This is a genomic window from Pseudoalteromonas sp. Hal040 (assembly GCF_037162425.1).
GTDB lineage: Bacteria > Pseudomonadota > Gammaproteobacteria > Enterobacterales > Alteromonadaceae > Pseudoalteromonas > Pseudoalteromonas gelatinilytica.
This window is the reverse complement of the sequence record NZ_JARLUU010000001.1, coordinates 1,624,750-1,648,376: the sequence shown is the minus strand read 5'-3', so window position 1 is coordinate 1,648,376 and position 23,627 is coordinate 1,624,750. Positions and strand designations below refer to the sequence as shown.

General features: G+C 41.3%; 17 protein-coding genes and 2 pseudogenes. 12 read left to right on the top strand and 7 right to left on the bottom strand.

Going from position 1 to position 23,627, the window contains the following annotated elements; genetic code table 11:
• Positions 1-10: 10 nt before the first annotated feature.
• From P4S60_RS07340 to P4S60_RS07320, 5 genes are all read left to right on the top strand, one after another.
• Positions 11-1,534 (top strand): leucyl aminopeptidase, encoded by a 1,524-nt coding sequence (locus tag P4S60_RS07340; protein WP_337115496.1) that lies wholly within the window; start codon positions 11-13, stop codon positions 1,532-1,534.
• A gap of 141 nt (positions 1,535-1,675) precedes the next feature.
• Positions 1,676-2,341, top strand: a complete 666-nt coding sequence (gene pxpB / locus P4S60_RS07335) for a 5-oxoprolinase subunit PxpB (RefSeq protein WP_337115495.1) — start codon at positions 1,676-1,678, stop codon at positions 2,339-2,341.
• The gene (locus P4S60_RS07330) at positions 2,338-3,273 is read left to right on the top strand and encodes a biotin-dependent carboxyltransferase family protein (protein WP_337115494.1); all 936 of its coding nucleotides are present in this window, start codon (positions 2,338-2,340) and stop codon (positions 3,271-3,273) included. Before pxpB ends, P4S60_RS07330 begins: the two co-directional genes overlap by 4 nt.
• Before the next feature lie 366 nt (positions 3,274-3,639).
• Entirely contained in the window at positions 3,640-5,307 is a 1,668-nt protein-coding gene (gene asnB / locus P4S60_RS07325; protein ID WP_337115493.1) for an asparagine synthase B, read from the top strand.
• Between the two features lie 333 nt (positions 5,308-5,640).
• Positions 5,641-7,215, top strand: coding sequence for a BCCT family transporter (locus P4S60_RS07320; RefSeq protein WP_337115492.1), 1,575 nt, complete (start codon positions 5,641-5,643; stop codon positions 7,213-7,215).
• A gap of 103 nt (positions 7,216-7,318) precedes the next feature.
• Here P4S60_RS07320 and P4S60_RS07315 read toward each other — a convergent pair whose 3' ends face one another.
• The 6 genes and pseudogenes from P4S60_RS07315 to trhO all read right to left on the bottom strand — a co-directional run bounded on the left by P4S60_RS07315 (position 7,319) and on the right by trhO (position 15,833).
• Entirely contained in the window at positions 7,319-8,026 is a 708-nt protein-coding gene (locus P4S60_RS07315; protein WP_337115491.1) for a 3'-5' exonuclease, read from the bottom strand.
• A pseudogene (locus P4S60_RS07310) lies at positions 8,026-9,923 on the bottom strand (DUF294 nucleotidyltransferase-like domain-containing protein). Before P4S60_RS07310 ends, P4S60_RS07315 begins: the two are co-directional and overlap by 1 nt.
• Before the next feature lie 83 nt (positions 9,924-10,006).
• Entirely contained in the window at positions 10,007-13,084 is a 3,078-nt protein-coding gene (locus P4S60_RS07305) for an efflux RND transporter permease subunit (RefSeq protein ID WP_337115490.1), read from the bottom strand.
• Positions 13,085-13,086: 2 nt separating this feature from the next.
• Positions 13,087-14,103, bottom strand: coding sequence for an efflux RND transporter periplasmic adaptor subunit (locus P4S60_RS07300; protein ID WP_442961478.1), 1,017 nt, complete (start codon positions 14,101-14,103; stop codon positions 13,087-13,089).
• 131 nt (positions 14,104-14,234) lie between these two features.
• A complete protein-coding gene (locus P4S60_RS07295) occupies positions 14,235-14,663 on the bottom strand; it encodes a hypothetical protein (protein ID WP_337115489.1) in 429 nt (142 codons plus the stop codon).
• A 162-nt stretch (positions 14,664-14,825) separates the two neighbouring features.
• Positions 14,826-15,833, bottom strand: coding sequence for an oxygen-dependent tRNA uridine(34) hydroxylase TrhO (gene trhO / locus P4S60_RS07290; protein ID WP_337115488.1), 1,008 nt, complete (start codon positions 15,831-15,833; stop codon positions 14,826-14,828).
• Positions 15,834-16,033: 200 nt separating this feature from the next.
• Here trhO and P4S60_RS07285 point away from each other — a divergent pair, with 200 nt between their 5' ends.
• Entirely contained in the window at positions 16,034-17,359 is a 1,326-nt protein-coding gene (locus P4S60_RS07285; RefSeq protein WP_337115487.1) for a DEAD/DEAH box helicase, read from the top strand.
• Between the two features lie 2 nt (positions 17,360-17,361).
• Positions 17,362-18,192 (top strand): CvfB family protein, encoded by an 831-nt coding sequence (locus P4S60_RS07280; RefSeq protein ID WP_138625480.1) that lies wholly within the window; start codon positions 17,362-17,364, stop codon positions 18,190-18,192.
• A gap of 443 nt (positions 18,193-18,635) precedes the next feature.
• Here P4S60_RS07280 and P4S60_RS07275 read toward each other — a convergent pair.
• Positions 18,636-19,607, bottom strand: a pseudogene (locus P4S60_RS07275) (integron integrase).
• A gap of 217 nt (positions 19,608-19,824) precedes the next feature.
• On the opposite strand from P4S60_RS07275, the gene P4S60_RS07270 reads away from it, so the two are divergent.
• From P4S60_RS07270 to P4S60_RS07250, 5 genes are all read left to right on the top strand, one after another.
• Entirely contained in the window at positions 19,825-20,175 is a 351-nt protein-coding gene (locus P4S60_RS07270) for a hypothetical protein (RefSeq protein ID WP_337115486.1), read from the top strand.
• 506 nt (positions 20,176-20,681) lie between these two features.
• Positions 20,682-21,263, top strand: a complete 582-nt coding sequence (locus P4S60_RS07265; RefSeq protein WP_138625133.1) for a hypothetical protein — start codon at positions 20,682-20,684, stop codon at positions 21,261-21,263.
• A 143-nt stretch (positions 21,264-21,406) separates the two neighbouring features.
• Positions 21,407-21,691 carry a hypothetical protein gene (locus tag P4S60_RS07260; RefSeq protein ID WP_138625134.1) on the top strand — a complete coding sequence of 95 codons (285 nt, stop codon included), beginning with the start codon at positions 21,407-21,409 and terminating at the stop codon, positions 21,689-21,691.
• Between the two features lie 139 nt (positions 21,692-21,830).
• Entirely contained in the window at positions 21,831-22,406 is a 576-nt protein-coding gene (locus P4S60_RS07255; protein ID WP_337115485.1) for a hypothetical protein, read from the top strand.
• Between the two features lie 129 nt (positions 22,407-22,535).
• The gene (locus P4S60_RS07250) at positions 22,536-23,489 is read left to right on the top strand and encodes a hypothetical protein (RefSeq protein ID WP_138625136.1); all 954 of its coding nucleotides are present in this window, start codon (positions 22,536-22,538) and stop codon (positions 23,487-23,489) included.
• Positions 23,490-23,627: the final 138 nt, after the last annotated feature.

Genomic DNA, 23,627 nt, shown 5'->3' with positions numbered 1-23,627 from the left:
GATATTAAAAATGAAAATTGCACACAGCTTGTCTGCTATTGCATTAGGGTTAACACTTGCTACGCAAGTGAATGCCGCAGAGTTCACTTTTGCAAAGTCAATTAAGCCAAACGACAACACGTTAGTTTTATTTTTAGACACTGAAAGTCAAGTTGCTAACTTTAATTATTTAAAGCCAGAAACCCAAACTCACCTAAATAAGGTCATTGAGTTCAGCGATTTTAAAGCAGGTTATGGCAAAACATTAGAAGTCATCGCTCCTAATGGCAGCGACCACCAGCGCATCTTACTTGTTGGCTTAGGAGAACAGCCAAAACTAGATGCAGCAAAAATGGCAAAACTCGGTGGTAATGTTCACGCTAAATTACAGTCTGCGAAACAAGGAACCGTAAGCCTCGATTTTTCAGAGCTAAAAGACAGTGCAATCAATGCTAAATACGCAGCTGAATTTGCACATGGTGCGAATTTACGTGACCACCGTTTTGAGCAGTACAAAAAAGAACAAGACAGCCATGTTGTAAACTACACTGTCGACGTTGAAAATTTAGACCAAGCAGTCAAAACCCATAAATTACTACAACACATTGAACAAGGTGTATTTTTAGCACGTGATTTAACCTCTGAAGTTGCAACAGAAATGACGCCAGCTGATTTTGCTAAAGCGGCAAAAGAACTTAAGAAGCTGGGTGTTAAAATTACTGTTTTAGAACCTAAGCAAATTAAAAAGCTAGGCATGGGTGCACTTGAAGCAGTTGGCCGTGGTAGCGAAGAAGGTTCACGTTTAGTTGTTGCACATTATCAAGGGAATAAAAACACCCCTATCGCATTAATAGGTAAAGGTATTACGTTTGATTCAGGTGGCTACAGCCTTAAAACTGGTGCTTCAATTGCCCGCATGAAATCAGACATGGCAGGTGCAGCTGCAGTACTGGGTACAGTTAAAGCAATGGCACTGGCTAAAGCAGACACAAACGTTGTTGCTGTCATGGGCATGGCTGCCAACATGGTATCGCAATTTGCTGTCGCGCCGGGTGATGTTGTAAGAACAGCCGAAGGTTTAAGTGTTGAGATTGTAAATACGGATGCCGAAGGCCGCTTAGTACTGAGTGATGCAATGTGGTATGCCCGCGATAAATTTAAACCAAGTATTATGGTTGATGTTGCAACACTAACGGGTTCTAAGATTGGTGCTGTAGGTAATGACTATGCAGCAGTATTCTCAGCTGATGATACCCTTGTTGAGCAACTAACTGTTGCGGGTAAGCAAGTAAACGAAAACCTTTGGCGTTTACCGCTCGGTTACGAAGATGCATTAAAGTCTGATATTGCTGATCTTAAAAACATCGGTTCACATGGTCCAGGTGCAACCACAGCTGCAAGTTTCCTACAAAACTTTGCTGGTGACACGCGTTGGGTTCACATTGATATTGCTGGTAACGCGCTAAACTCAAAAGCGAAAGATGAACTTGCTGAAGGTGGTACAGGTTACGGCGTACGTTTATTGTCTAATTGGTTATTAAATAACGCAAATTAACCAAGTTAGTCATCGGCCAAGCGGTTATAACCGCTTGGCTATCTTGATTTTTTCTAATTAACGCTAAAGACGCATTTACATCATCAACATCCAGCCTATATGCTAATAAGCATCAAGGGATAATAATAAGATTGATACGCAATGACGACCGATAGAACACCCAAGATTATGGCGCTCACGACACATAGCATCTTTTTTGATGCCTATGAAACAGGCAGCGACACACTAACAACCCAAAAGAAAATATGGGCTTTAGCACAGTACTGTCAAAGCAGTGATGACTTTGTTGATATAGTCCCCGCCAATAATAACTTAACGCTTTACCTTAAAGAGCCCGCCCAACTTGCTGGCTGGCTGCCACGATTACTAGATCAATGGCATGAACTTAAAGCCAGTGACTTCAATTCGCGTCATCATAAACTCGCGACACGTTATGGTGGTGAATATGGACCAGATATCGCCCATGTTGCTAAACATCATAATCTGTCTGTCGATGAAGTTGCTCAAATGCACAGTAATGCCAAATACCATGTGTTGTTTCTTGGTTTCAAACCCGGTTTTGCTTATTTAGACGGACTAGACCCACAATTATTTACCCCTCGTCATGCTGAACCAAGGCTCTCGGTTCCAAAAGGGTCTGTTGCTATTGGCGGCGAACAAACCGGCATTTACCCAGAAAGCTCTCCTGGTGGCTGGCAAATTATTGGTCATACAGATTTTCGGCTATTTGATATTAATGCAGACTCGCCCTGTGCGATAGAACCCGGTGATACTTTAGAGTTTGTTATTCAGGAGGTGTTAAAATGATCACCATCATCAAACCTGGCATGCAAATGTCTATACAAGATCAAGGCCGTACTGGTTCTCGCCATTTAGGTATTGGTCATTCTGGTTGCATTGACCCTTACGCGCAGATTATTACAAACCGTTTAGTCGGCAATGATGATAACAACCCCGTTATTGAAATTACTTTAGGGCTTGCCGAAATTCAGTTCGATAACGATTACTACATCGCACTGCACGGCACAGATATGAAAGCCACCGTGAATGGCAATGCTGTTGAGCCTGGTTGGAGCTTTTACATCAAAAAAGGCGATGTACTAAAACTCAATGCTGCGCGCCATGGTTTTCGAAGTTATCTTGCTATTGGCGGCGACTGGCATTTACCAGACCCAATATTGAATTCTTACTCAACTGATATTTCAGCGGGATTTGGTGGCTTGACTGGTCAAGCTTTACAAACTGGCGATAGTTTTGAGGTTACCCCTAAGTACAATACTAAAGTTGGCTTAGGCGCTATGCTACCGCCAAAGAGTACGCAAATACGTATTCATGCGGGACCTCATGCAGCACTGTTACCAAAAGACACTATCGTTAACTTTATTAATCATTCATGGCATGTATCGCCAAATAGTAACCGCATGGGCACAAGGCTATTAAGTGATGAATGCGACATTCGTCACACTGTTTCATTACCCTCTATGGCCGTTGCGCCGGGCTGTATTCAATTACCGCCAAATGGTGAACCCATCGTGTTATTAAATGATGCGCAAACGACAGGTGGTTACCCATTACTAGGCACAGTGATCGAAGCAGATCTTCGTCATTTTGCACAATTAAAACCTGGAGACTTCTTGCACTTTAAGTTTGTCACACTTAAAGAGGCCCATACAGCACAAGAAAAGCTCACTGCGCACTTAAATCAACTAGCGATAGCACTAAACTATATTAATAAGTAAGCCTAAATACTTTTTAAAAATAGCGAGCAAAGAAAACCTTTGCTCGCGTTGCCTTCACCACTTGTCTATACATTTAAATAATAAAAAATTCACATAACCCTTTGCACCAAACTTGTGCAGTGTTGATGGTAATAATAGCCTTTGTTACGGGTTCTATATCAGCCTATTTGTGTAAATCAAGCATTTAAACTGCTCATGCTTTAAACAATTACCCCATACTGGTGCAAAGCCGCCGCTTAAGGTGCATATTTTATTCTTAATTAATTAAAAAACCTGTGTGACTTAGGTAATTATTTCTGTTAAAACAAACATTCGCAGTTATATAAATTCTGTTAACTGCGCACATATTTGGAATGAGGAGTCACTATGTGTTCAATTTTTGGGGTATTAGATATTAAATCTGATCCCGTCCAATTGCGAAGTCAAGCAATTGAGATGTCAAAACTTTTAAGACACCGCGGGCCAGATTGGTCAGGGGTATATTCATCAGATAAAGCTATTTTAGTGCACGAACGTCTAGCGATTGTTGGCGTATCAAGTGGTGCACAACCTTTGTACAACCCAGAGCGTACAAATATTCTTGCGGTTAACGGTGAAATTTATAACCACAAAGAGTTAGCAGCTAACTTAGAAACAGATTTTACTTTCCAAACTCAGTCTGACTGTGAAGTTATCTTAGCTTTATACAAGCAAAAAGGCCCTGAGTTTTTAGACGATTTAAATGGTATTTTCGCCTTTTGTTTATATGACGAAGAGCAAGATGCCTACTTAATTGGTCGTGACCATATCGGTATTATTCCGCTTTATACGGGTCACGATGAACACGGTAACTTTTATGTTGCCTCAGAATTAAAAGCATTATCGCCAATTTGTAAACATATTGAAGAATTCCCGCCGGGTCATTTCTTATGGAGCAAAGATGGTCAACTTCGTAAGTACTACAGCCGTGATTGGCAAAGCTTTGATGCTGTTAAAGACAACGAAGCTAAAGCAAGCGATGTAAAAGAAGGCCTAGAGGCAGCTGTTAAACGTCAATTAATGTGTGACGTTCCATATGGCGTTCTATTATCTGGTGGTTTAGATTCATCTGTTATTTCAGCTATCACACAGCGTTTTGCTGCAAAACGTATCGAAGATAACGATGAGTCTGATGCTTGGTGGCCAAAACTGCATTCATTTTCTGTGGGTCTTGAAGGTTCACCCGATTTAGCTGCTGCACAAAAAGTAGCTGATATGATTGGTACGGTTCACCACCCTATTCACTTTACTATTCAAGAAGGCATTGATGCCCTTCGTGAAGTGATTTACCACATCGAAACCTACGATGTAACAACCATTCGTGCCTCAACGCCTATGTATTTAATGGCACGTCAGATCAAAGCCATGGGTATTAAAATGGTGTTGTCTGGTGAAGGTGCTGATGAATTGTTTGGTGGTTACCTTTATTTCCATAAAGCACCAAATGCACAAGAGTTCCATGAAGAGCTTAACCGTAAAGTGTCTAAACTACATATGTTTGACTGTTTACGTGCCAATAAATCAATGGCAGCTTGGGGCGTGGAAGCACGTGTACCATTCTTAGATAAAGAATTTGTAGACGTAGCAATGCGCATCAACCCTGAAGCGAAAATGTGTAAAGACGGTAAAATCGAAAAGCACATTATTCGTGAAGCATTCGACGGCTATCTACCAGAAGAAGTGCTATGGCGTCAAAAAGAGCAGTTCTCTGATGGCGTAGGCTATAACTGGATTGATACGTTGAAAGAGTACGTGAGCGAGCAAGTAAGCGAGCAAGACCTTGCTAATGCTAAATACAAATACCCGATCAATACGCCAGATTCTAAAGAAGCGTATTTCTATCGTAGTATTTTCGAAGAACACTTCCCTGGCGATGCAGCAGCTAAATGTGTTCCGCACGGCAAATCGGTTGCTTGCTCAACACCTGAAGCACTGGCTTGGGATGAGTCATTCCAGAACAATGCTGACCCTTCAGGTCGTGCTGCGGGCGTTCATAACGACGCGTATAAGAAGTAATGTTTTTGTGCTGCAAATCTTGTGTTTGCAGCACTTTCCTCTGAATTAAAATAATTTGATTTGAAATAATACTGTAATCAAATAATTATCCTCACCTGCAAAATCGTTCACAAATCCGTCAAAAACACATAAATATGGCTTTTATTCGCCTATTTAGTGCTTAAACCATTTACATTTATTTTCGAACTCCTACACTAAAGACTAATATTTGGTACAAATTTATTTCGTCTACGAACTATTTTTAGTGTTCATACGTATAACTTGCAATGAAATAAATAGGTAGCAACCGGCCGTTTAGCTCTCTGCTAAACATAATCACAACAAGAGGTATTCATGAGCGAACATCATGACAAGTACAGTATCGATAATACCGACTACACTGTCGGTCAGGACAATGTACAAAAATGGGGTTTTGATGTGCACAACCCTGTCTTTGGCATCAGTGCGGGTTTAATCGCCCTATTTTTAGTGGCAACACTTGTTTCAGATGCTGAAACAGCAAAAACAACCCTAAATGGCATTAAGAATGACATTATTAATAACTTTGATGGCTTTTTTATGTGGTCAGCAAACTTATTCGTATTGTTTTGCCTTGCGTTAATTGTTTCACCCTACGGTAATATTCGCTTAGGTGGTAAAGAAGCGCGTCCAACTCACTCTCGTATTTCTTGGTTAGCAATGTTATTTGCTGCAGGTATGGGTATAGGCTTAATGTTCTGGGGCGTAGCAGAACCTGTAGCTTACTTTACAGGCTGGTACGAAACACCTCTCGGCGTTGAAGCAAATACGCCAGAAGCTGCCAAAATGGCAATGGGTGCAACTATGTTCCATTGGGGTTTACACCCTTGGGCAATCTACGCCGTTGTTTCACTATCATTGGCATTCTTTTGCTATAACAAAGGCTTGCCGTTATCAATTCGTTCAATTTTTTATCCTATTTTAGGTGACAAAGCGTGGGGCTGGCCTGGCCACCTTATTGATATTCTCGCTGTACTTGCCACCCTATTTGGCCTTGCAACGTCTCTTGGTTTAGGAGCGCAACAAGCTGCTGCAGGTATTAATCACGTATTTGGTACTGACAGCGGAATTGGCTTACAAATTGGCGTTATTGTGGGTGTAACGTTACTTGCTGTGATTTCTGTTGTTCGCGGTATTGATGGCGGTGTAAAACTGCTTAGTAACGTAAACATGCTTATTGCTTTTGTATTACTTGTATTTGTTGCACTTGTTGGTTTTTCTGCAGCATTTGGTAACCTTCCAAATACTGTAATGGGTTATGTTGAGAACATTATTCCATTAAGTAACCCACATGGCCGTGAAGATGAAACATGGATGCATGGCTGGACTGTATTCTACTGGGCTTGGTGGATTTCATGGTCACCGTTTGTAGGTATGTTCATTGCGCGCGTATCTGAGGGCCGCACAATCCGTGAGTTCTTAATTGCTGTATTACTGGTTCCTACTGTTGTGACTATCTTCTGGATGTCAATTTATGGTGGTATCGCGATTGAACAAGTTATTGATAAAGTTGGAGTACTAGGTGAAAAAGGTTTAACTGATGTACCACTTGCTATGTTCCAAATGTTTGAAGCTCTACCAATGTCACAAGTGCTTTCATTCATTGCAATTGTGCTAGTACTCGTATTCTTTATTACTTCATCAGACTCAGGGTCATTAGTAATCGACTCTATCACTGCAGGTGGTAAAGTTGATGCACCAGTACCACAACGTATCTTTTGGGCAACAATCGAGGGCGCTATTGCAGCTGCACTTGTTTGGATTGGTGGCACACAAGCTATCGAAGCATTACAAGCAGGCGCCGTATCTACGGGCTTACCGTTTACCTTTGTATTGCTATTAATGTGTGTGAGTTTAATCCTTGGCTTACGAACAGAACCAAGAAACTAAACTTGCCGTTAAATAATAAAAAACGCCGCTTTTGCGGCGTTTTTTATTTATAAGCTTTGCTTAATTAATTTAAATACCCGACAAAAAGTCGGTTCTACAGGCGCTATATGAGTAATTCGCTTAGCGGTGTATCTTGGCGGTAGTGGTAAGCTATTTGCGCTTGTAGCAGCTCTGCGGTGGCTGTGGCATCATTCAGTGCGTTGTGGTTTTGATACGCAGGTAACGAATAACGAATACGAGAGTCTGCTAAGCGCACAGAATCAAGCTTAGAGTTAAATAATCGCCCTAGTAACCCTTGCTTTGCTCTAAGAGCACGAGTTTCCAGATCTAATGTGTCTATAACGGCAAATTCAAGCCCTTCGCCTAAGCGTGCTTGCAACGCTTGATATAAAAAATGCCTTTCAATGGGTGCAAAATGCACCACAATAATTTTGCCTTTTAATGCTGCTAACAATGGCTCCATAATTGTTGAAAAGTCTGGTGCATCACTCACTTCTGAGTGAGTTATACCATGAATAACAATCGACTCTTCAGCGAGCTTACGCCTTGGTTGAACAATCCAATGTTGGCTATCTTTACAAAAAATACGCCTAGTATTGAATGGGATTAAACCAACACTGACGATATCGTCATCTTGATAATTTAGACCGGTTGTCTCAAAATCAAGTGCAACGAAGGGAACATCGCTAATAGGCATGTTTAAATCACAAAGAGCTGATTCATAAAATGCTTTAATTAGTGGCTGTTTGCTCTGTGCTAATAACTGTTGATAGCGAGTGGGCCAATCAAGTTTCGCGCCTTGTTTTGCCATTACTTCATCCCAGTGTTGGCAGAATATCTGAATTTAAGGAAATTCTGCGCTTTATCTAAAATCGCAAATGCCTCTTTGAGATTACGCTGCTCAAAAGGAGAAAGTAAATGAGGCTCTAAGTCGTTATCAGGCGTTTCATCAAGCTTTTCTATTTGCCATGCTTGGTGTCTTATTCTGATCATGGCAATGTACTCTAGAGCATCACGTAAATCCTGCGCTTTACCCTCAGGAAGTAATTTGGCATCAATAATATCTTCTAGACGCTCAAATGAATTCTGTTTACGGCTACCGATAGCTAATGCATGCACACGTATTACATCAGACAAAGGCGCTGTGCCACGGCGTTTTAAGTTCATAGAACGCTTGTGTTGCCCATTATGCTCTAACACAAAGTCTTTAAAGAAACCTAGAGGCGGTGTTCTGTTGCGCGCATTCGCAGCAAGGTTTGCCAAGAAACGTTTATTCTTGCGCCCTTCTGTTGCGATAAAGCGCTTGAGCTCATCAGCCCATTTGTTTTTACCGTACACACCGTCTAAATCAAAAAAATCGAGCTATGTAATAAAGCCTGCGGTTTAGGTTCTGCCATCCAACCAGCAAACTGCTCTTGCCATTGCTCGCGAGTTAAACGCCATTTTTTGAATGACGCCATAATTTCACCTTCACAGTACTTATAGCCACACTCAGCTAAACCATCGCAAACAAAGTCAGCTAAGTTTTGAAAGTATTCGTCATGTAATTCCTCGTTAAAACCATTATCGAGGATAATGGCGTTATCTTGATCGGTAACGATTAACTGCTCATCACGAGCCATAGAGCCTAAAGCAATAAAACAGTATGGCACCGGTGGCGGGCCAAACTTTTCTTCGGCTAAATCGAGTAAGCGTTGTTTAAATGTACGACCTATAACGGCCATAGCCGTACCTATCATGTGGGAGTTAGCATCTTCGTTCACCATGCGTACAAAGACATTAGGCAACTGCCTTGCATAGTGAGCTAAATCTTCAACAGACTGCTGCGCTAAAATACCCCGCACTAGCAATAAACTGCTTTGTGATTCGTAGCGTAAGATGTCTGATTGCGAAATAACGCCAATAGGCTTTTTCTTCACAACAACTGGCAGGTGGTGAATATTGTCTCTGAGCATTGCAAGTACTGCTTCAAACACATAGGCATTGCTATCAAGCAAAACTAAATCGGTTTGCATAATTTGCTCTGCTGGAGCTTCATAGCTTAAGCCATTTGCAATCACACTGGTACGTAAATCACGGTCGGTAATTATACCGACGACTTGCCCGTCATCATCATCAGGATCATCACTGATCGGTTTATCTGCATCAGTGACTAATACCGATGAAACTGACTCTTGTGTCATCAACTGTGCAACCATTTGCACAGACGCATCTTTTGCGACAGTAACAACATCTCGATGAAGAAGTGACTTGACCTTAGCAGTTGTTAAATCGTTGCTATCTGCTTGTTCTACAACAGCTTGATGAAGCCTAACATTACCATCGGCTTCAAAAAAATCAGCAAACACGTCGTATTCATCACAATATTGGTTAAATAACTGAACATTAATGCAATACACTAAGGTATCTTCAAGCGCCTTTGCCGGGAAGCGCACTTTGCGGTTCATCAGCAAACCCATCTGCCCGAATATCCCCCCTACCGTTAAGCGGTTGTATAACTCACCATCACGGCGATACATTTCAACAGCACCGGTGCGTATAACATATAGATCAGCGATATCTTCGCCGTAATTTAATATTTGTGTACCCGCACGAAAATAAGCGATTTCGACTTGTGAGGCGAGTTTATTGACGGCCTCTTCAGGAAGATCATCAAACGGTGCATGATCAGAAAGAAATTGGGCAATATCGACATGTTCGGCTTGCATACGCGTACCTAGTTTATAGCATTTGTATTAATTGTGAGGGTAATTGGCTATTTTTTCAAAGAAAAATAGCCAATTCAATAGGATTAAGCCTTTTCTAACTCTTCAGCCAGAAGTTTCGACTCATCACCTCTTGGTTTAGTAAAGCGAGCTAATCCAAGGTATATGACAGGCGTTAGATACAGAGTAAATAACACCGCAAGTGCTAAACCGCCAAATACCACCCAACCAATCGCGTTACGAGCCTCAGCCCCCGCGCCGGTAGATAAAATAAGTGGTAATGCACCCAATAAAGTTGAAACTAGCGTCATCGCGATTGGGCGAAGACGAACTAGTGCAGCCTCTTCTACCGCAACTCTTACCGAGCGGCCTTGATCACGTAATTGGTCGGCAAATTCCACCAGCAATATGGCATTTTTAGCAATCAAACCAATCAGCATCACTAAACCAATTTGCGAGTAAATGTTTAATGATGTACCCGTTAGATACAGTGCCAAAATCGCTGATGTAATACCAAACGGTACGGTGATCATCACCACAATTGCACTATTTACACTTTCAAATTGCGCTGCCAATACCAGAAGAACAATTAAAAAGGCCAGAACATAGGTCATTAATACTTCATTGGCGGTTTCTTCAAAGGTTAATGCCTCACCTTTAAACGCTAAACTGATGCCAGCAGGCAGAGATTGCTCTGAAATATCACGGATTTTTGTAACCAGCTCAGCAATGGTAACGCCTTCTGGCATTTCCATACTTAGTTCAATAGCACGGCGTCGCGCATGACGCTCAAGCTCAGCTGCAACACCTTCTTCAGTAATCGTTGCCACACTACTTAATGGCACTAACTGACCATTACGGCCACCAACATACAAGTTAGCTAAGTCGCTTGGGTTAGTGATAGTTTGATTTTGTGCTTGCAGCATAATCGGAATTGATTGGTCACCAATGTTTAAATCGGCGATATCATCACCATTAATTGCTGCGCGTAGTGTCACAGAGATATCACTAAGCGATACGCCAAGCTCTTCAGCACGACGTCTATCAATATTAACCCGTAATTGTGGCTGTGACGGCTGATACGAAATACGCACAGGCGCCACTTCTGGCACTGCTTTTTCAATTTCAGCAGAGAACTCTTGCGCGGCTTTAAATATCTCGAGGTAATCTTGCCCTAATAAAGCAAGCTCAATACCACCGCCTTGACCACGTAAGTTCAAACTATTTGAGCCACCTGGGTAACCAGCCGCACCAGGAATATTCCCTAAAGGTTCACGTATTTTATTGATAATTTCTTGCTGACTAAAATGACGTTCGTCCCAATGTTTTAACGGCACAGTGATAAATACAATATTTGGATCCCATTGCCCAACCACAGTGTAAATAGACTCAATATCACCACTTTCAACATAAGGCAGTAGGATATCTTCCATTTGCACCGCTTGCCTGTCCATAAAGTTCAGGCCAACACCATCAGGACCTCGGGCAAATATACGGATTTTACCGCGATCTTCTGTTGGTAATAACTCGTTATCTAGGTTGAAATAAAGTGCCCCAGAGCATGCTGCAACCAACAAACATACAAAAAAGGTAAGCCATGCATGCTCAAGCACACCATGTATTGTGCGCTTATAAACGGCGGCTAAACCATGGCCAACTTTAGCAAATGGATGAAAACCACCCTGCTTTAATTTAAGTTTTGATGTCAACGCAGGTACCAAAGACAGCGCTACAAAGCTTGAAATGATCACAGCGCCAGCTAATACACCACCAAACTCTCTAAATAGGCGTCCAGCTGTTGAGGGTAAAAAGGCAATAGGCACAAACACCGCAGCTAATACGGCGGTTGTTGCCACAACAGCAAAGAATACTTCACGCGTACCAACCACTGCAGCTGCACGACGACCAAGACCTAAGCCCCGCTGACGTTGAATGTTTTCACTTACCACAATGGCATCATCTACAATTAGGCCAGTAGCTAATACGAGTGCAAGCAAGGTAAGAATATTAATCGAGAAACCAAGCGCCCAAATAAGCGCTAAAGAGCCAATTAATGCCACAGGTATCGCAAATGCAGGAACCAGCGTTGCGCGCCATGAGCCAATAAACACCCACAGTGTGATCACCACAAGTAGCACGGTTAGTAACAAGGAGTTAATGACTTCATCAACTGAGCTTCTGATGAACTGCGCATCGTCAGAGGTTAAAGTAAATTCCATTTCAGGAAAACGCACTCGCATACGCTCGATTAAAGTTAGCACTTCATCTGAAATTTCAATGGTATTAGATTGCGCCTGACGAATAATTTCCATGCCAATGACAGGTGTACCATTAAGCCTTACGAATGAGCGCGGATCAGCTGGGCCAAAGTAAACAGCTGCAACATCGCCAATACGGGTATCATCACGTACAATAATGTCAGCCACTTGTTCAGCAGAAATTGACGTTGCATCAGCACGAACAATCACCTGTTGATCGCTTGATTTTAAACTACCTGCTGGCACATCAAAGGGAGCTTGTCTAAGTACATCGGCAATATCTGGTACGGTAAGGTTAAAGCTGCTTAGCTTAAGTGGGTCGATACGCACTCTAAGCACCCGTTCACGGTCGCCATTTAAGCGTACATCGGCAACTCCAGGAATGGTCAAAAACTGCGGGGCTAAGTCAACATCAACACGCTCTGTCAGTGCCTCAAGGGATAAGCTATCACTTGATACCGTTAACGATACTACCGCTTCGGCATCGTTATCGGCCTTGATAATTGATACCCGTTCTACCTCTTCGGGTAGTTCCCGCTGAACACGGGCCACCGATTCGCGAGTTTCGTTTGCTGCATCATCTAGATTAACACCGGGGCGAAACTCAACCACGATACGAGCGTTGTTTTCTTCACTTTGCGCACGAATCGACTTTACACCACTTACTCTGGCAACGGCCCCTTCGAGCTTGCTAGTTACTTCGGTATCTACAGTTTCTGGTGAGCCACCCGGAAAAGAGGCTGATACGGTAATACGAGGTCTATCAACGTCAGGAAGCTCACGTACTTCAACCCCTGCTATTGCAGCAATACCGGCGATAATAATGAGTAAGTTAAGTACCACAATTAAAACAGGACGACGTATCGCCATTGATGGTAAGTCTTCCATCATAGGTTGCTGTTTCATCATTACTCCTTGGCTAGCTGCACGTCATTGATGAAATTAAGCTCTTGATTAGGTCTTAGGCGCTGAACTCCTTCTGTCACCAATAAGTCGCCTTCGTTTAAGCCACCAGAAACTAACAAACGCCCTGCTAAACGCTGCTCAATTTTTACATCAACACGAGTTGCTTTTTTATCGACACTCTTCCATACGTAAGGGCCTGCTGCCCCCCACATCATCGCAGCTTCAGGTACTACGGCAAGCTCTTCACCTAGAATATTTATGTGTACACGAAAGCTCATACCCGGCATAAATTGCTGGGCATTATTATCAAGTTTGGCTTTTGTTCTAAGAGTGCGGGTTTGGGCATTGATACGCGAATCAAGCTCTGCCACTTCAGCCGTGTAAGCTTTATCGCCTAACCAAGGAACCACTTCGACCGAAGATTTTTGTTTAAGCACTAAGATAGCGGCCTCTGGGGCATTAAAATTGATATAAAGCTCAGAAATATCATCAATGGTAGCAATGGCTGTTTGGGTTGTGATCCTGTCGCCCACTTCAACGTCAGTTAAACCCATAACACCACTAAAAGGAGCACGAACTTCGCGGTCTTCACGCTCTGTTTTCGCTTGCATTAACTGGACTTTTGCAAGCTCATAAAGCGTTTTCGCATCATCTAAATCACTTTGTGGCACCGCACCACGAGCATGACTTTCTTCAAGCCTTTTCATGGTGCGCTCAGCATCTTTTAATGTAATTTCAGCTTCGATCAACGCTGCTTTTTGTCTACGTGAATCAAGCTCTAATAGTAAGTCACCTTTGGCAACGTTATCGCCTGGTTTAAAGTAAACAGCGGTGACTCTGTCCCCAACGGCTGGGTAAAGAGTGACTGAGTGAATCGCTTCTGCATTACCCACTGCTTTTATCTGTTGTTTAGACTTTTCAACAGACACTGATTCTACAACTACATTAGCCGCCTCAGCGACACAAACACAACTAATACAAGCAATTAAAGTCCATGTATGTAACTTGCCTATTGTCAAAATTTCACCTAAATAAGAATCGTTTTAATTGTTACGAAGTGTAACAGCTTTGTGATCAATAAAAAGCTGACTTCGTTTAATAAACAATTAGCCAAGGTGAAATAAACGCATACATCGCCTGTGTTTTCTAATTAGAAACGACAATGTGATGAATCGACCTCTCTTAAGTGTGCTTCGCTTGCTATGGTTACCTCTACACAATCAGATTGATCAGTTATTTGTTCCTTTTGAATTAGCGTAAAACTACCTTCTTGCTCTGATCTTAATGAATACTCAAAGGCATCATTACTACCTTCTGATATAGCAGTTACTAGGCCGCCAACAAGTGCCCCTGCAATTGCCCCTGCAATCATATCTTCGTGGTTGCCATCTAGCTGATCAACAAGACCAATTGTAGAGCCTGCTGCTATACCCGTTTTAACGTTTGATGATAACCTAACCGGATGAACCGATGTCACTTTTGCATAAAAGCGTTTAATCATCACATTTTGGTCGGCTCTATCAACGCCTTGTGTCGCGCAGCCACCTAAAAATAGTAAACCTAGCAGTAATTTATTCATTCTATTCTCATCCCATCAGTATAAAAGCTTAAGTTAGATAGTATTCCTAACATCAGTTAGAGACTGTTTAAGATGTGTAAAAAACTGTATGTAGCTAAAACGAACAGGTATAAAAAAACCCCAGACTATGCTGGGGTTTCTATCAATTTATAAAGCTAACAATTACTGTTGGCGCTGTGCTTCTTTTTGCGCTTTTTTAGCTTCTTTACGCTTACGAAGAACTTCTTGCGCTTCATTACCGATGTGACCTTCGCCACGCGCCTGTGCTAATTCGATTTGCTTTTGACGCTCAGCAAAACGTGCACGTTGCTCTTCTGTTAGGCTGTCGTGACAGTGATGACACGAAACACCTTCCATGTATTCTGGCTTTTGCTTTTCTTCTTCAGTGATAGGCATACGACACGCATGACATTGGTCGTAAGAACCTTTTTGCAAGTCATGATTTACCGCAACACGGTTATCGAATACAAAACACTCACCTTCCCACATGGTTTCTTCTTTTGGTACTTCTTCTAAGTACTTAAGAATACCGCCTTCAAGGTGGAATACTTCGTCAAAGCCTTGCTCTTTCATGTACGCCGTTGATTTTTCACAGCGAATACCACCAGTACAGAACATAGCGACTTTCTTGTGCTTTTCTGGGTCTAGGTTTTCTTTCGCCCACGCAGGAAATTCACGGAATGTTTTAGTGTTTGGATCAACCGCATTTTGGAAAGTACCAATTTCGATTTCGTAATCGTTACGCGTATCGATAAGAATCACTTCAGGGTCTGAAATTAACGCATTCCAGTCAGCTGGTTTTACGTATGTACCCACAACTTCACGTGGGTCGATACCTTCAACACCCATAGTTACGATTTCTTTTTTCAGTTTTACCTTAGTACGGTAGAACGGGCATTCGTCATCGTATGACTCTTTAGTCACAATGTTATCTAGGTTTGGTTGTGCATCTAACCATGCAAGTAGGTTATCGATACCTTCACGTTTAGCTGAAACAGTACCGTTAATACCTTCAGCCGCAAGTAACAAAGTACCGCGTACTTCATTGTCTTCCATTACTTTAAGTAATGGTTGGCGAATCGCTTCAAAATTAGGAAGGGCTACAAATTTGTAAAGTGCGCAAACAACAAAGTGCTCGCTAGTTACATTGTCTTTATGAACAGCAGTCATGGTTTTACCTTTTGCTTTAAATGCCCATGTGGGGCGTTAACCGAATCGCAAATCCGGCGCATTGAGGGCGCGTATTTTACGCGAATTAGCGATAATTGCAAAAACTGATGCGAAATAGCTGTGTTTTTACTGTCTCCTAGTAAGGCAAGTGCGTTATAATGAACAAGATTTACTAAATTTTGCTCATCGGAGATTACGCATTGCATTTTACTGAACTTGGGATTGATACACGCCTCGAAAAACAACTTGCGCATCAAGGCATCACCCAGCCCACTGACATTCAAGCTCACGCGGTACCTACAGCTATCGCAGGCCATGATATTTTTGCACAGTCAAAAACAGGATCGGGCAAAACGCTGGCGTTTTTATTACCTGCTGTACAGCGCGTAATGAAACAAAAAGCTCTCAGTAAACGCGACCCACGCGTTTTAATCGTTGCGCCTACCCGCGAATTAGCAACCCAAGTATACAGCCAATTAAGGTTATTAATTGCTGGCACAAATATTAGTGCGGTAAAAATACTGGGTGGTGAAAACTTTAATGACCAAATTAAAGCACTTCGTAAAGACCCTCATTTTGTAGTGGCAACTCCGGGGCGTTTAGCTGACCATTTAAGTCAACGCTCATTACAGCTTTCAGGCTTAGAGCTTTTAATTTTTGATGAAGCCGACCGTATTTTAGATTTAGGCTTTACCGAGCAAGTTAAAATGATCAACGACCTTGCTGATCACCGCTTGCGTCAAACGTTATTGTTTTCAGCAACTCTAGACCATGCACAAGTTGATGCCCTGTCACGTAACTTATTACGTTCACCAAAACAAATACTGTTAAGTGCCTCTAACGAGCAGCATAGTGACATTACCCAGCAGCTTTATTTAGCTGATCATCTAGATCACAAAGAAGCCCTACTTGAGCACTTTGTAAAACAAGACAATGTTGGCCAATGCATTATTTTCACTGCAACACGTGCCGATACTCAGCGTTTAAGTCAGCTATTAAATGATAAAGGCTTTAAAGCACAAGCACTTGCGGGTGACTTAACACAGGCTAAGCGCCTTGAAATTATGGATGCCTTTAGCCGTGAAAACTTTAAAATCTTAATCACCACTGATGTTGCATCACGTGGTCTTGATTTATTAAGCGTGACTCACGTTATTAACTTTGACCTGCCAAAACATGCTGAAGAGTATGTGCACCGTATTGGTCGTACTGGTCGCGCAGGCTTTAAAGGAACTGCTATTTCGTTAGTGGGCCCGAAAGATTGGCCTAGCTACAAAGCAATTAAAGCATTTTTAAATGATGAATTAAGCTTTTTCACCGTTGACGGCCTTGTTGGTAAATTTAAAGGTCTGCGTGAGAAAAAACCAAACACAGTTTGGAATAAAGCAGAGAAAAAAGTGGCTGCAAAACCTGCTAAACCAAAACGCAAAGCAGCCCCTAAAAAGCCTAAAGCCCCTATTCAAGCACCAATTGATGTAGATGGTTTTGCTCCAATGCGCCGTAAGAAAAAGCCAGAACAGGAATAACAATGAGTATTTTAGGAACCACACAAACCCTTTTCGTTAACGAAATGTCTAACGAAGGTGCTTATTTAGATGGCCGTGATTTAGGCGAAGTATTCTTACCAAGCAAAGAAATTGATTACGAACTAGAAGCTGGCGACAGCGTTCAAGTATTCATTTACTTAGATCACGCAGGTCACCCAACCGGCACTACAAAAAAACCTTTAGCTGAAGTAGGCGAATTTGCCCTACTACGCGTTAAAGCAATCAATAGCACCGGTGCGTTTATGGATTGGGGCCTCGAAAAAGACGTACTAGCGCCATACAACGAACAAAAGCCAAAAATGAAAGACGGCTTTTCGTATCTTGTACGTTTATACCTAGATAATGCTAGCCAACGTATTTGCGCATCAAGCAACTTTAATAAGTTTTTATCGAAAGAAGAACCAACTTACGCAACGATGGAAGAAGTTGACTTAATCGTTGCCGGTAAAACAGACCTTGGCTACAAAGTACTCGTGAACGAAGCCCACATTGGTGTTGTTTACTACAACACGGTATTTAAAAAGCTATTTGTTGGTCAGCGCTTAAAAGGCTTTATTCAAAAAGTACGTGAGGACGGCAAAATCGACGTACTACTTGAAAAGCCAGGTATGGGCAAAGTAAACGACTTAGGCGAAAAAATCTTAGCTAAATTAAAAGCCGAAGGCGGCGTACTTCACTTAGGTGATAAATCAGACCCAGAAGCAATTAAAAAGACTTTCTCAACCAGTAAAGCAAACTACAAAAAAGCCATTGGCGGTTTGTTTAAGCAAGGTTTAATCGAGATTGAAGCAACGTCGATTAGATTGAAGTAAGTTGCGAGTTGCGAGTTGCGAGTTGCGAGTTGCGAGTTGCGAGTTGCGAGTTGCGAGTTGCGAGTTGCGAGTTGCGAGTTGCGAGTTGCGAGTTGCGAGTTGCGAGTTGCGAGTTGCGAGTTGCGAGTTGCGAGTTGCGAGTTGCGAGTTGCGAGTCAACAAGATATTGAATTATCTGAAAGAGTAAAGTGAACGCTTTACTCTTTTTTTATTTTTATTGGTTTATAGCTTTAACGTACGGGTGCTATAAGTTTTCTAACGTTATTTTGAGTATTATTCATTTAAAAGTGAAAGTCGGTATTGTTCCATAACCTGCTTCTTGGTTTAACTCATTCTTGCCCCAAAATAAGTTAGGTTAAATGCTCTAACTGCTGCTTTGAGCAATCAAGAAACGGTCCAAGCCCTACACATTGAATGATAAGTTAACGCATCTTTAATTATAGCTAGAAAATTTTGCTTAATGGGCTTACAACACCGTTTGCTCCTTGTTGTAAAACATGGGTGTAAATCTGTGTGGTTTTGACATCAGAATGGCCCAATTGTGCTTGAACGGTGCGAATATCGGCGCCACTTTGCAATAGCTGCGTTGCAAATGAATGGCGCAAGGTATGAGGCGTAATAACCTTTGTAATATTGGTTTGCTTTAATGCTTTTTTAATCGCTTTTCTAACACATGTAGGGTGGAAATGGTGGCGACGTATCTCGCCAGTTTCTGGGTCATCACTTAATTTGTAGGAAGGAAATAAGTATTGCCACGCTAGTGATTTATTAGCTGAGGGATATTTACGAGTTAAAGCGTTGGGCATCCACACACCTGCGTATCGCTCGTTTTGTAAATCTAATCTTAAATATTCTTCAACTTGCAAAATTTGATTTCTAAGTAATGGGATCAACTCCGTTGCAAGAGTAACTATACGATGCTTGTTGCCTTTTCCATTCCAAATTTGAATGCATTTGTAATCAAAATCAATGTCCTTTACTCGCTATTGCACCGCTTCCATCACACGCAAACCACTTCCATACATTAACCCCGTGATTAAGTAATATCGCTTGGAAAGATGACTCATCAATTGCTTTACTTCATCAGGCGTCATCACTACAGGCAGCTTGGGTTGTCGATTACTTCGTGCAAAATTCAAGTTTAAAGAAAGCTCATTTTTGACAATATGTTTATATAAAAAAGCCAGCGCATTTAAAGCTGCACTTTGTGTTCTAGGTGACATATTACGTTTTAATACAATATGGTCTAAAAACGCTTTGACTTCTGCATCTCCCATTGAGCTTGGGTGACGTTTGTTGTGAAAGTGAATAAATTTTGCGATCCAACCTAAATAAGCATTAATTGTTCTTAATGAATACTGACGAGTGAGCATATAGTCTGCAATGTAGTTTAAATAAGGAGAGCGAGTTTTCATTCCTTTGAAATGAGGCTGTATATATATACAGTTTTAGCTCAGTCGCTCGTATAGTCAAGAAAACGACCCAATCGCTCGTTTTTATCCTGAGGTAAAAGCGAGAACTCCTAAATTTTAATAACACTGGTAATTAGTTAACAAGTTTGTTAAAAATAATCTAATAAGAAAAACGAGGGATTAGCTCGCTATAAACATGTTATAAGCCAAAGGAAGTTCGGTGATGAAATCGATAATTGGAAAACTTGATGTGTTAAGCGTATTTTTGGCTTGGGCACTTTTGCTAGTTTTCTTTGTATCATTGGCTTATGGGAAAATGTTTTCTGAACCTGAAGCAAGTGCCAGCCATTTGGTTTATTTGTTCAGCGCATTTCTTTGCGCAGTTTTAATTCATATTGTTTTGGCATTTTTTAACCGATGCCCACATTGCAATAAATGCTTAACTGTTCAAGGTTTTCAAAAGCCACATCCAGCATCAAGTGGTAGCTGGGATAAAGTAGTCTGGCGCTGGTTTTCGGGTTCAATTGTTTGTATTCATTGCGGGCAAAGAGTGGCAACTAATGGCTTATAACAAGTTGCTCAAGTTCGTTCGTAAACTCACTGGGACAATTAACAGTTGGCTTTGCGCTTCGCGCAAGTATAGCCAACAGTAAATTGCCCTTTAGCAAAGCGTTAGGTGCCGAATAGGTCTGAGTCCAATAATCAAAATGTGAGAGGGAATTTGAAATGACGCCATATAGAAACATCAATGGAAACTCTAATGTCGAAGCGTATGAAATCGATGGTGACTCAATTACAGTAAGGTTTATGTCGGGTAGATGGCGTAACTATCTATATACTAGCCGTAGACCGGGAGCTGCTGTCGTAGAAAGAATGAAGGCATTAGCAATACAAGGTCACGGTCTTAATTCGTACATTTCCACGACAGTTCGCTCTAATTTTGAACGAAAATGGTAATACACCTAACAAGCGCGTCCACATGACCTTCAGCAACTGTCACCGCTTTTGCTTGCGCAAAAGCACCGCCAGTTCCCACGGCCTGTGACGCGGGCGTTATGTCTCTCGGAGTTCTCTTGCATGGATTTGCGACCAACACCACAAGAAGAAGCTTTTTTAAGTCTTGCTTACAACAGGTTTTACGACCTCTCAGACGAAATTATTAAAGACTCGTTTTGGGATAAAGACGATTGGTATCGATTTAGTATAGTAAATAGTTTGTTTTCTGTTTACGCAGAATTGCTAGCGTACGAGCCTTTTAAATATGTTTTAGAAGAGATCAAAAAACAAAGACCACCTATGGAGTCTGAAATTGGTGGGCCATTGTTTAAATTTGTTAGAAATATATTTGCTCACTTTCCTCTGTTCGAGAGTTGGAATGACGTTTGGTTAACTAAAGACTTAGTCAATTGGCATAAAGAAGGTTTAACCATTGACCGCTTCCTGAAGAAATACGCAGGGCATCAGGAAATAAAGTATAGGTTTTGGGAGGCCGAGAAAAAGCAAATGACATATATGAGCATAAATTTTCCAAAACTATATGCAGACAATAAGATCTACTTAAATGATATTCTTTCAGAAAAGGACGGTGTTAAATTTTCGTTGATAATGATGCGAAAAATATTGAATACTAAAGTAGAGTCGATAGAAAACGAGACATAACAAGTTACTCAAAAGGACGCAAAACGCTTGGCTTACGCTCATTCTTCGCTAATTGTAGCCAAGCATTTTTACGCCCATTATTGAGGTGTTATGTTTTCTTCAATTCTTGGCATCTAAATTTACGAATAGCTAAATGAGGTTATATGGACATTGCAGAGTTTAATTATGCGGAATCTTTGTTCTGGTTTATTATCGCCTTATGCCTATTGGTGCATGCTTTTAAGCTAGGTAAATCAGATGCTAATTTTAGAACGAGCCTTATAGCATCAATTGCATTTGTAGCTTTCGGTGTATCCGACATTATTGAGGCGCAAACAGGTGCATGGTGGCGCCCATTTAGCTTATTGGTTTTCAAAATTGGTTGTATTGTTGCGTTTTTAGTTTGTTTTATTAAATACAAAAAGATAGAGAGCAACAGGAAAACATAACAAGCCAATTAATCAGATTCACCAAGGCATGTCATGCCATTTGCTGAGCAAATCGCCCGCCAGCACTTGGTTCACTTATTATTGGGGCGTTATAAGTAGCTCAAAATTTAGAGCTAGGTTCGATAAAAGGATTTTCAAATTGAATTATAGAAAAAGATTAGTAGAAGCACTCGATAGAACTGAAAAACTTGGTCTAAAATTAGATTTCTCTCCACTTCCACTAACAGCTGATTTGCCTATTGATGTTAAACAGAACATTTTTCAGTTGTGTGCAGAAGCTTTGAATCATTATGGTTACGTTACATCTTCAGACCTAGCTAGTAAATGTACTCCCGTACACTTAATGCTTCAAAGCCACCTAAAATCCGACTTAAATATAGATAGCTATATCACAATAGGTGATCGGTATTGGGATGATTACATCTATTGTGAAATGTCAGATGAAAGTATTAATAAAGAGCTAGAAAGTCCCAATATTCACGAACCAATTAAAGCCCATGTTTGGTTAACTCTTTCTGACGGTACTATTTTGGATTGCACAGCTGAGGCTCATGCAGATTTATTATTTAAACGCGGAGAGCACCCAGCCCATAAATGCATAATGTTAGTCGATCCAAAGCAGCCAGAAGATGCTAAAACAGGGTATCACAGACCATTTATTTTAGGCTCAGCTTTCCTAAAAAAGACAGGAATGGTTCAGTTAGGCTACTTATAACATGTTACTCAAAAGGACGCAAAACGCTTGGCTTGTGCTCCTTCGTCGCTAATTTTAGTCAAGCATTTATGCGCCCATTAGTAAGGCGTTATACGTTCTTGCGGCTATGGATCATCAGGTAGAATTAAAATGAATGAAGAAATGATGGAATACGTCGAAAAAGAGAAACGTGATCGCATGATGAAAGAAAGGGCAATATACTCTGAACTCCAAGAACGGGAGACTGAGCTTTCAAACTATAGGGAGATGTTGAGGGCAAGAGAGCATGAGCTAGAGGAATATAAAAATCGCCTGAAAGAAGAGCAGATTGAAAGAGAGAAATATTTTAGAAAAGAACTCAGCGAAAGGGATCAGCTTATTGAAAATCGGGAGAGAGAGTTGTATGCCCGGCAAAAGGATATGGAGCGCCAATTCGCTAGGCGATTCGAAGAAACAGAAGAAATGCGAGAATCGCTGCAGAAAGAGCTTCTTCAGAAAGAAACAGAGCTTAAAAATCTTCTTATTGAGGCCGAGCGCGAAAAAGAGCGGTATCGTGAGGAAAGCCGAAAATCTATCGAATCAAAATCACAAAAATTCGTAGATTCAGCACTTCAGCTACTTAGTAAAAAGGAATCAAAATTCCATGATGTTTCTAGAAATTGGGCGATATTAGGGGCTTTCTCCATTGTTTTCGCGATTGGCTTTGCAATTTATACAATGGTAACAAGTGCAGATTTATTTCATCAGGCATCAAACAGTAGCCTTTCGTACTACCTGTATTCTCTTTTCCGTGGTCTTATTGTTGTAAGCCTTTTTGGGGCGCTTTCAAGATATGCATTTATCCTTAGCAACTCGTTTATGCATGAATCTCTGAAAAGTGGCGAAAGGTTGCATGCCATTAAATTTGGAGAATTTTACCTAGATGCATATGGAGCAGATGCAGAGTGGGAACAACTAAAAGAAGCCTTTGAAAACTGGAATATCAGTGGAAGCAGCGCATTTTCAAGAAAAGATATGGAGTCTAATAGCGGCAACCTTGCCGATACAATAACTGATAGCCTTGAAAAGGCCGTAAAAATAGCCACGGAAAAGAATTCAAAGTGAACGTATAACAAGCGCAAGTTGGCGGACTGGTTTTCCGCCGCGCTCCAAACCAGCCGCAAATGCGGGCGTTACTGATTAAATACTCTAACTCATTTTTGTCCAAAAACGAGTTTGATTAGCTAATTCTCAAATGCAGAT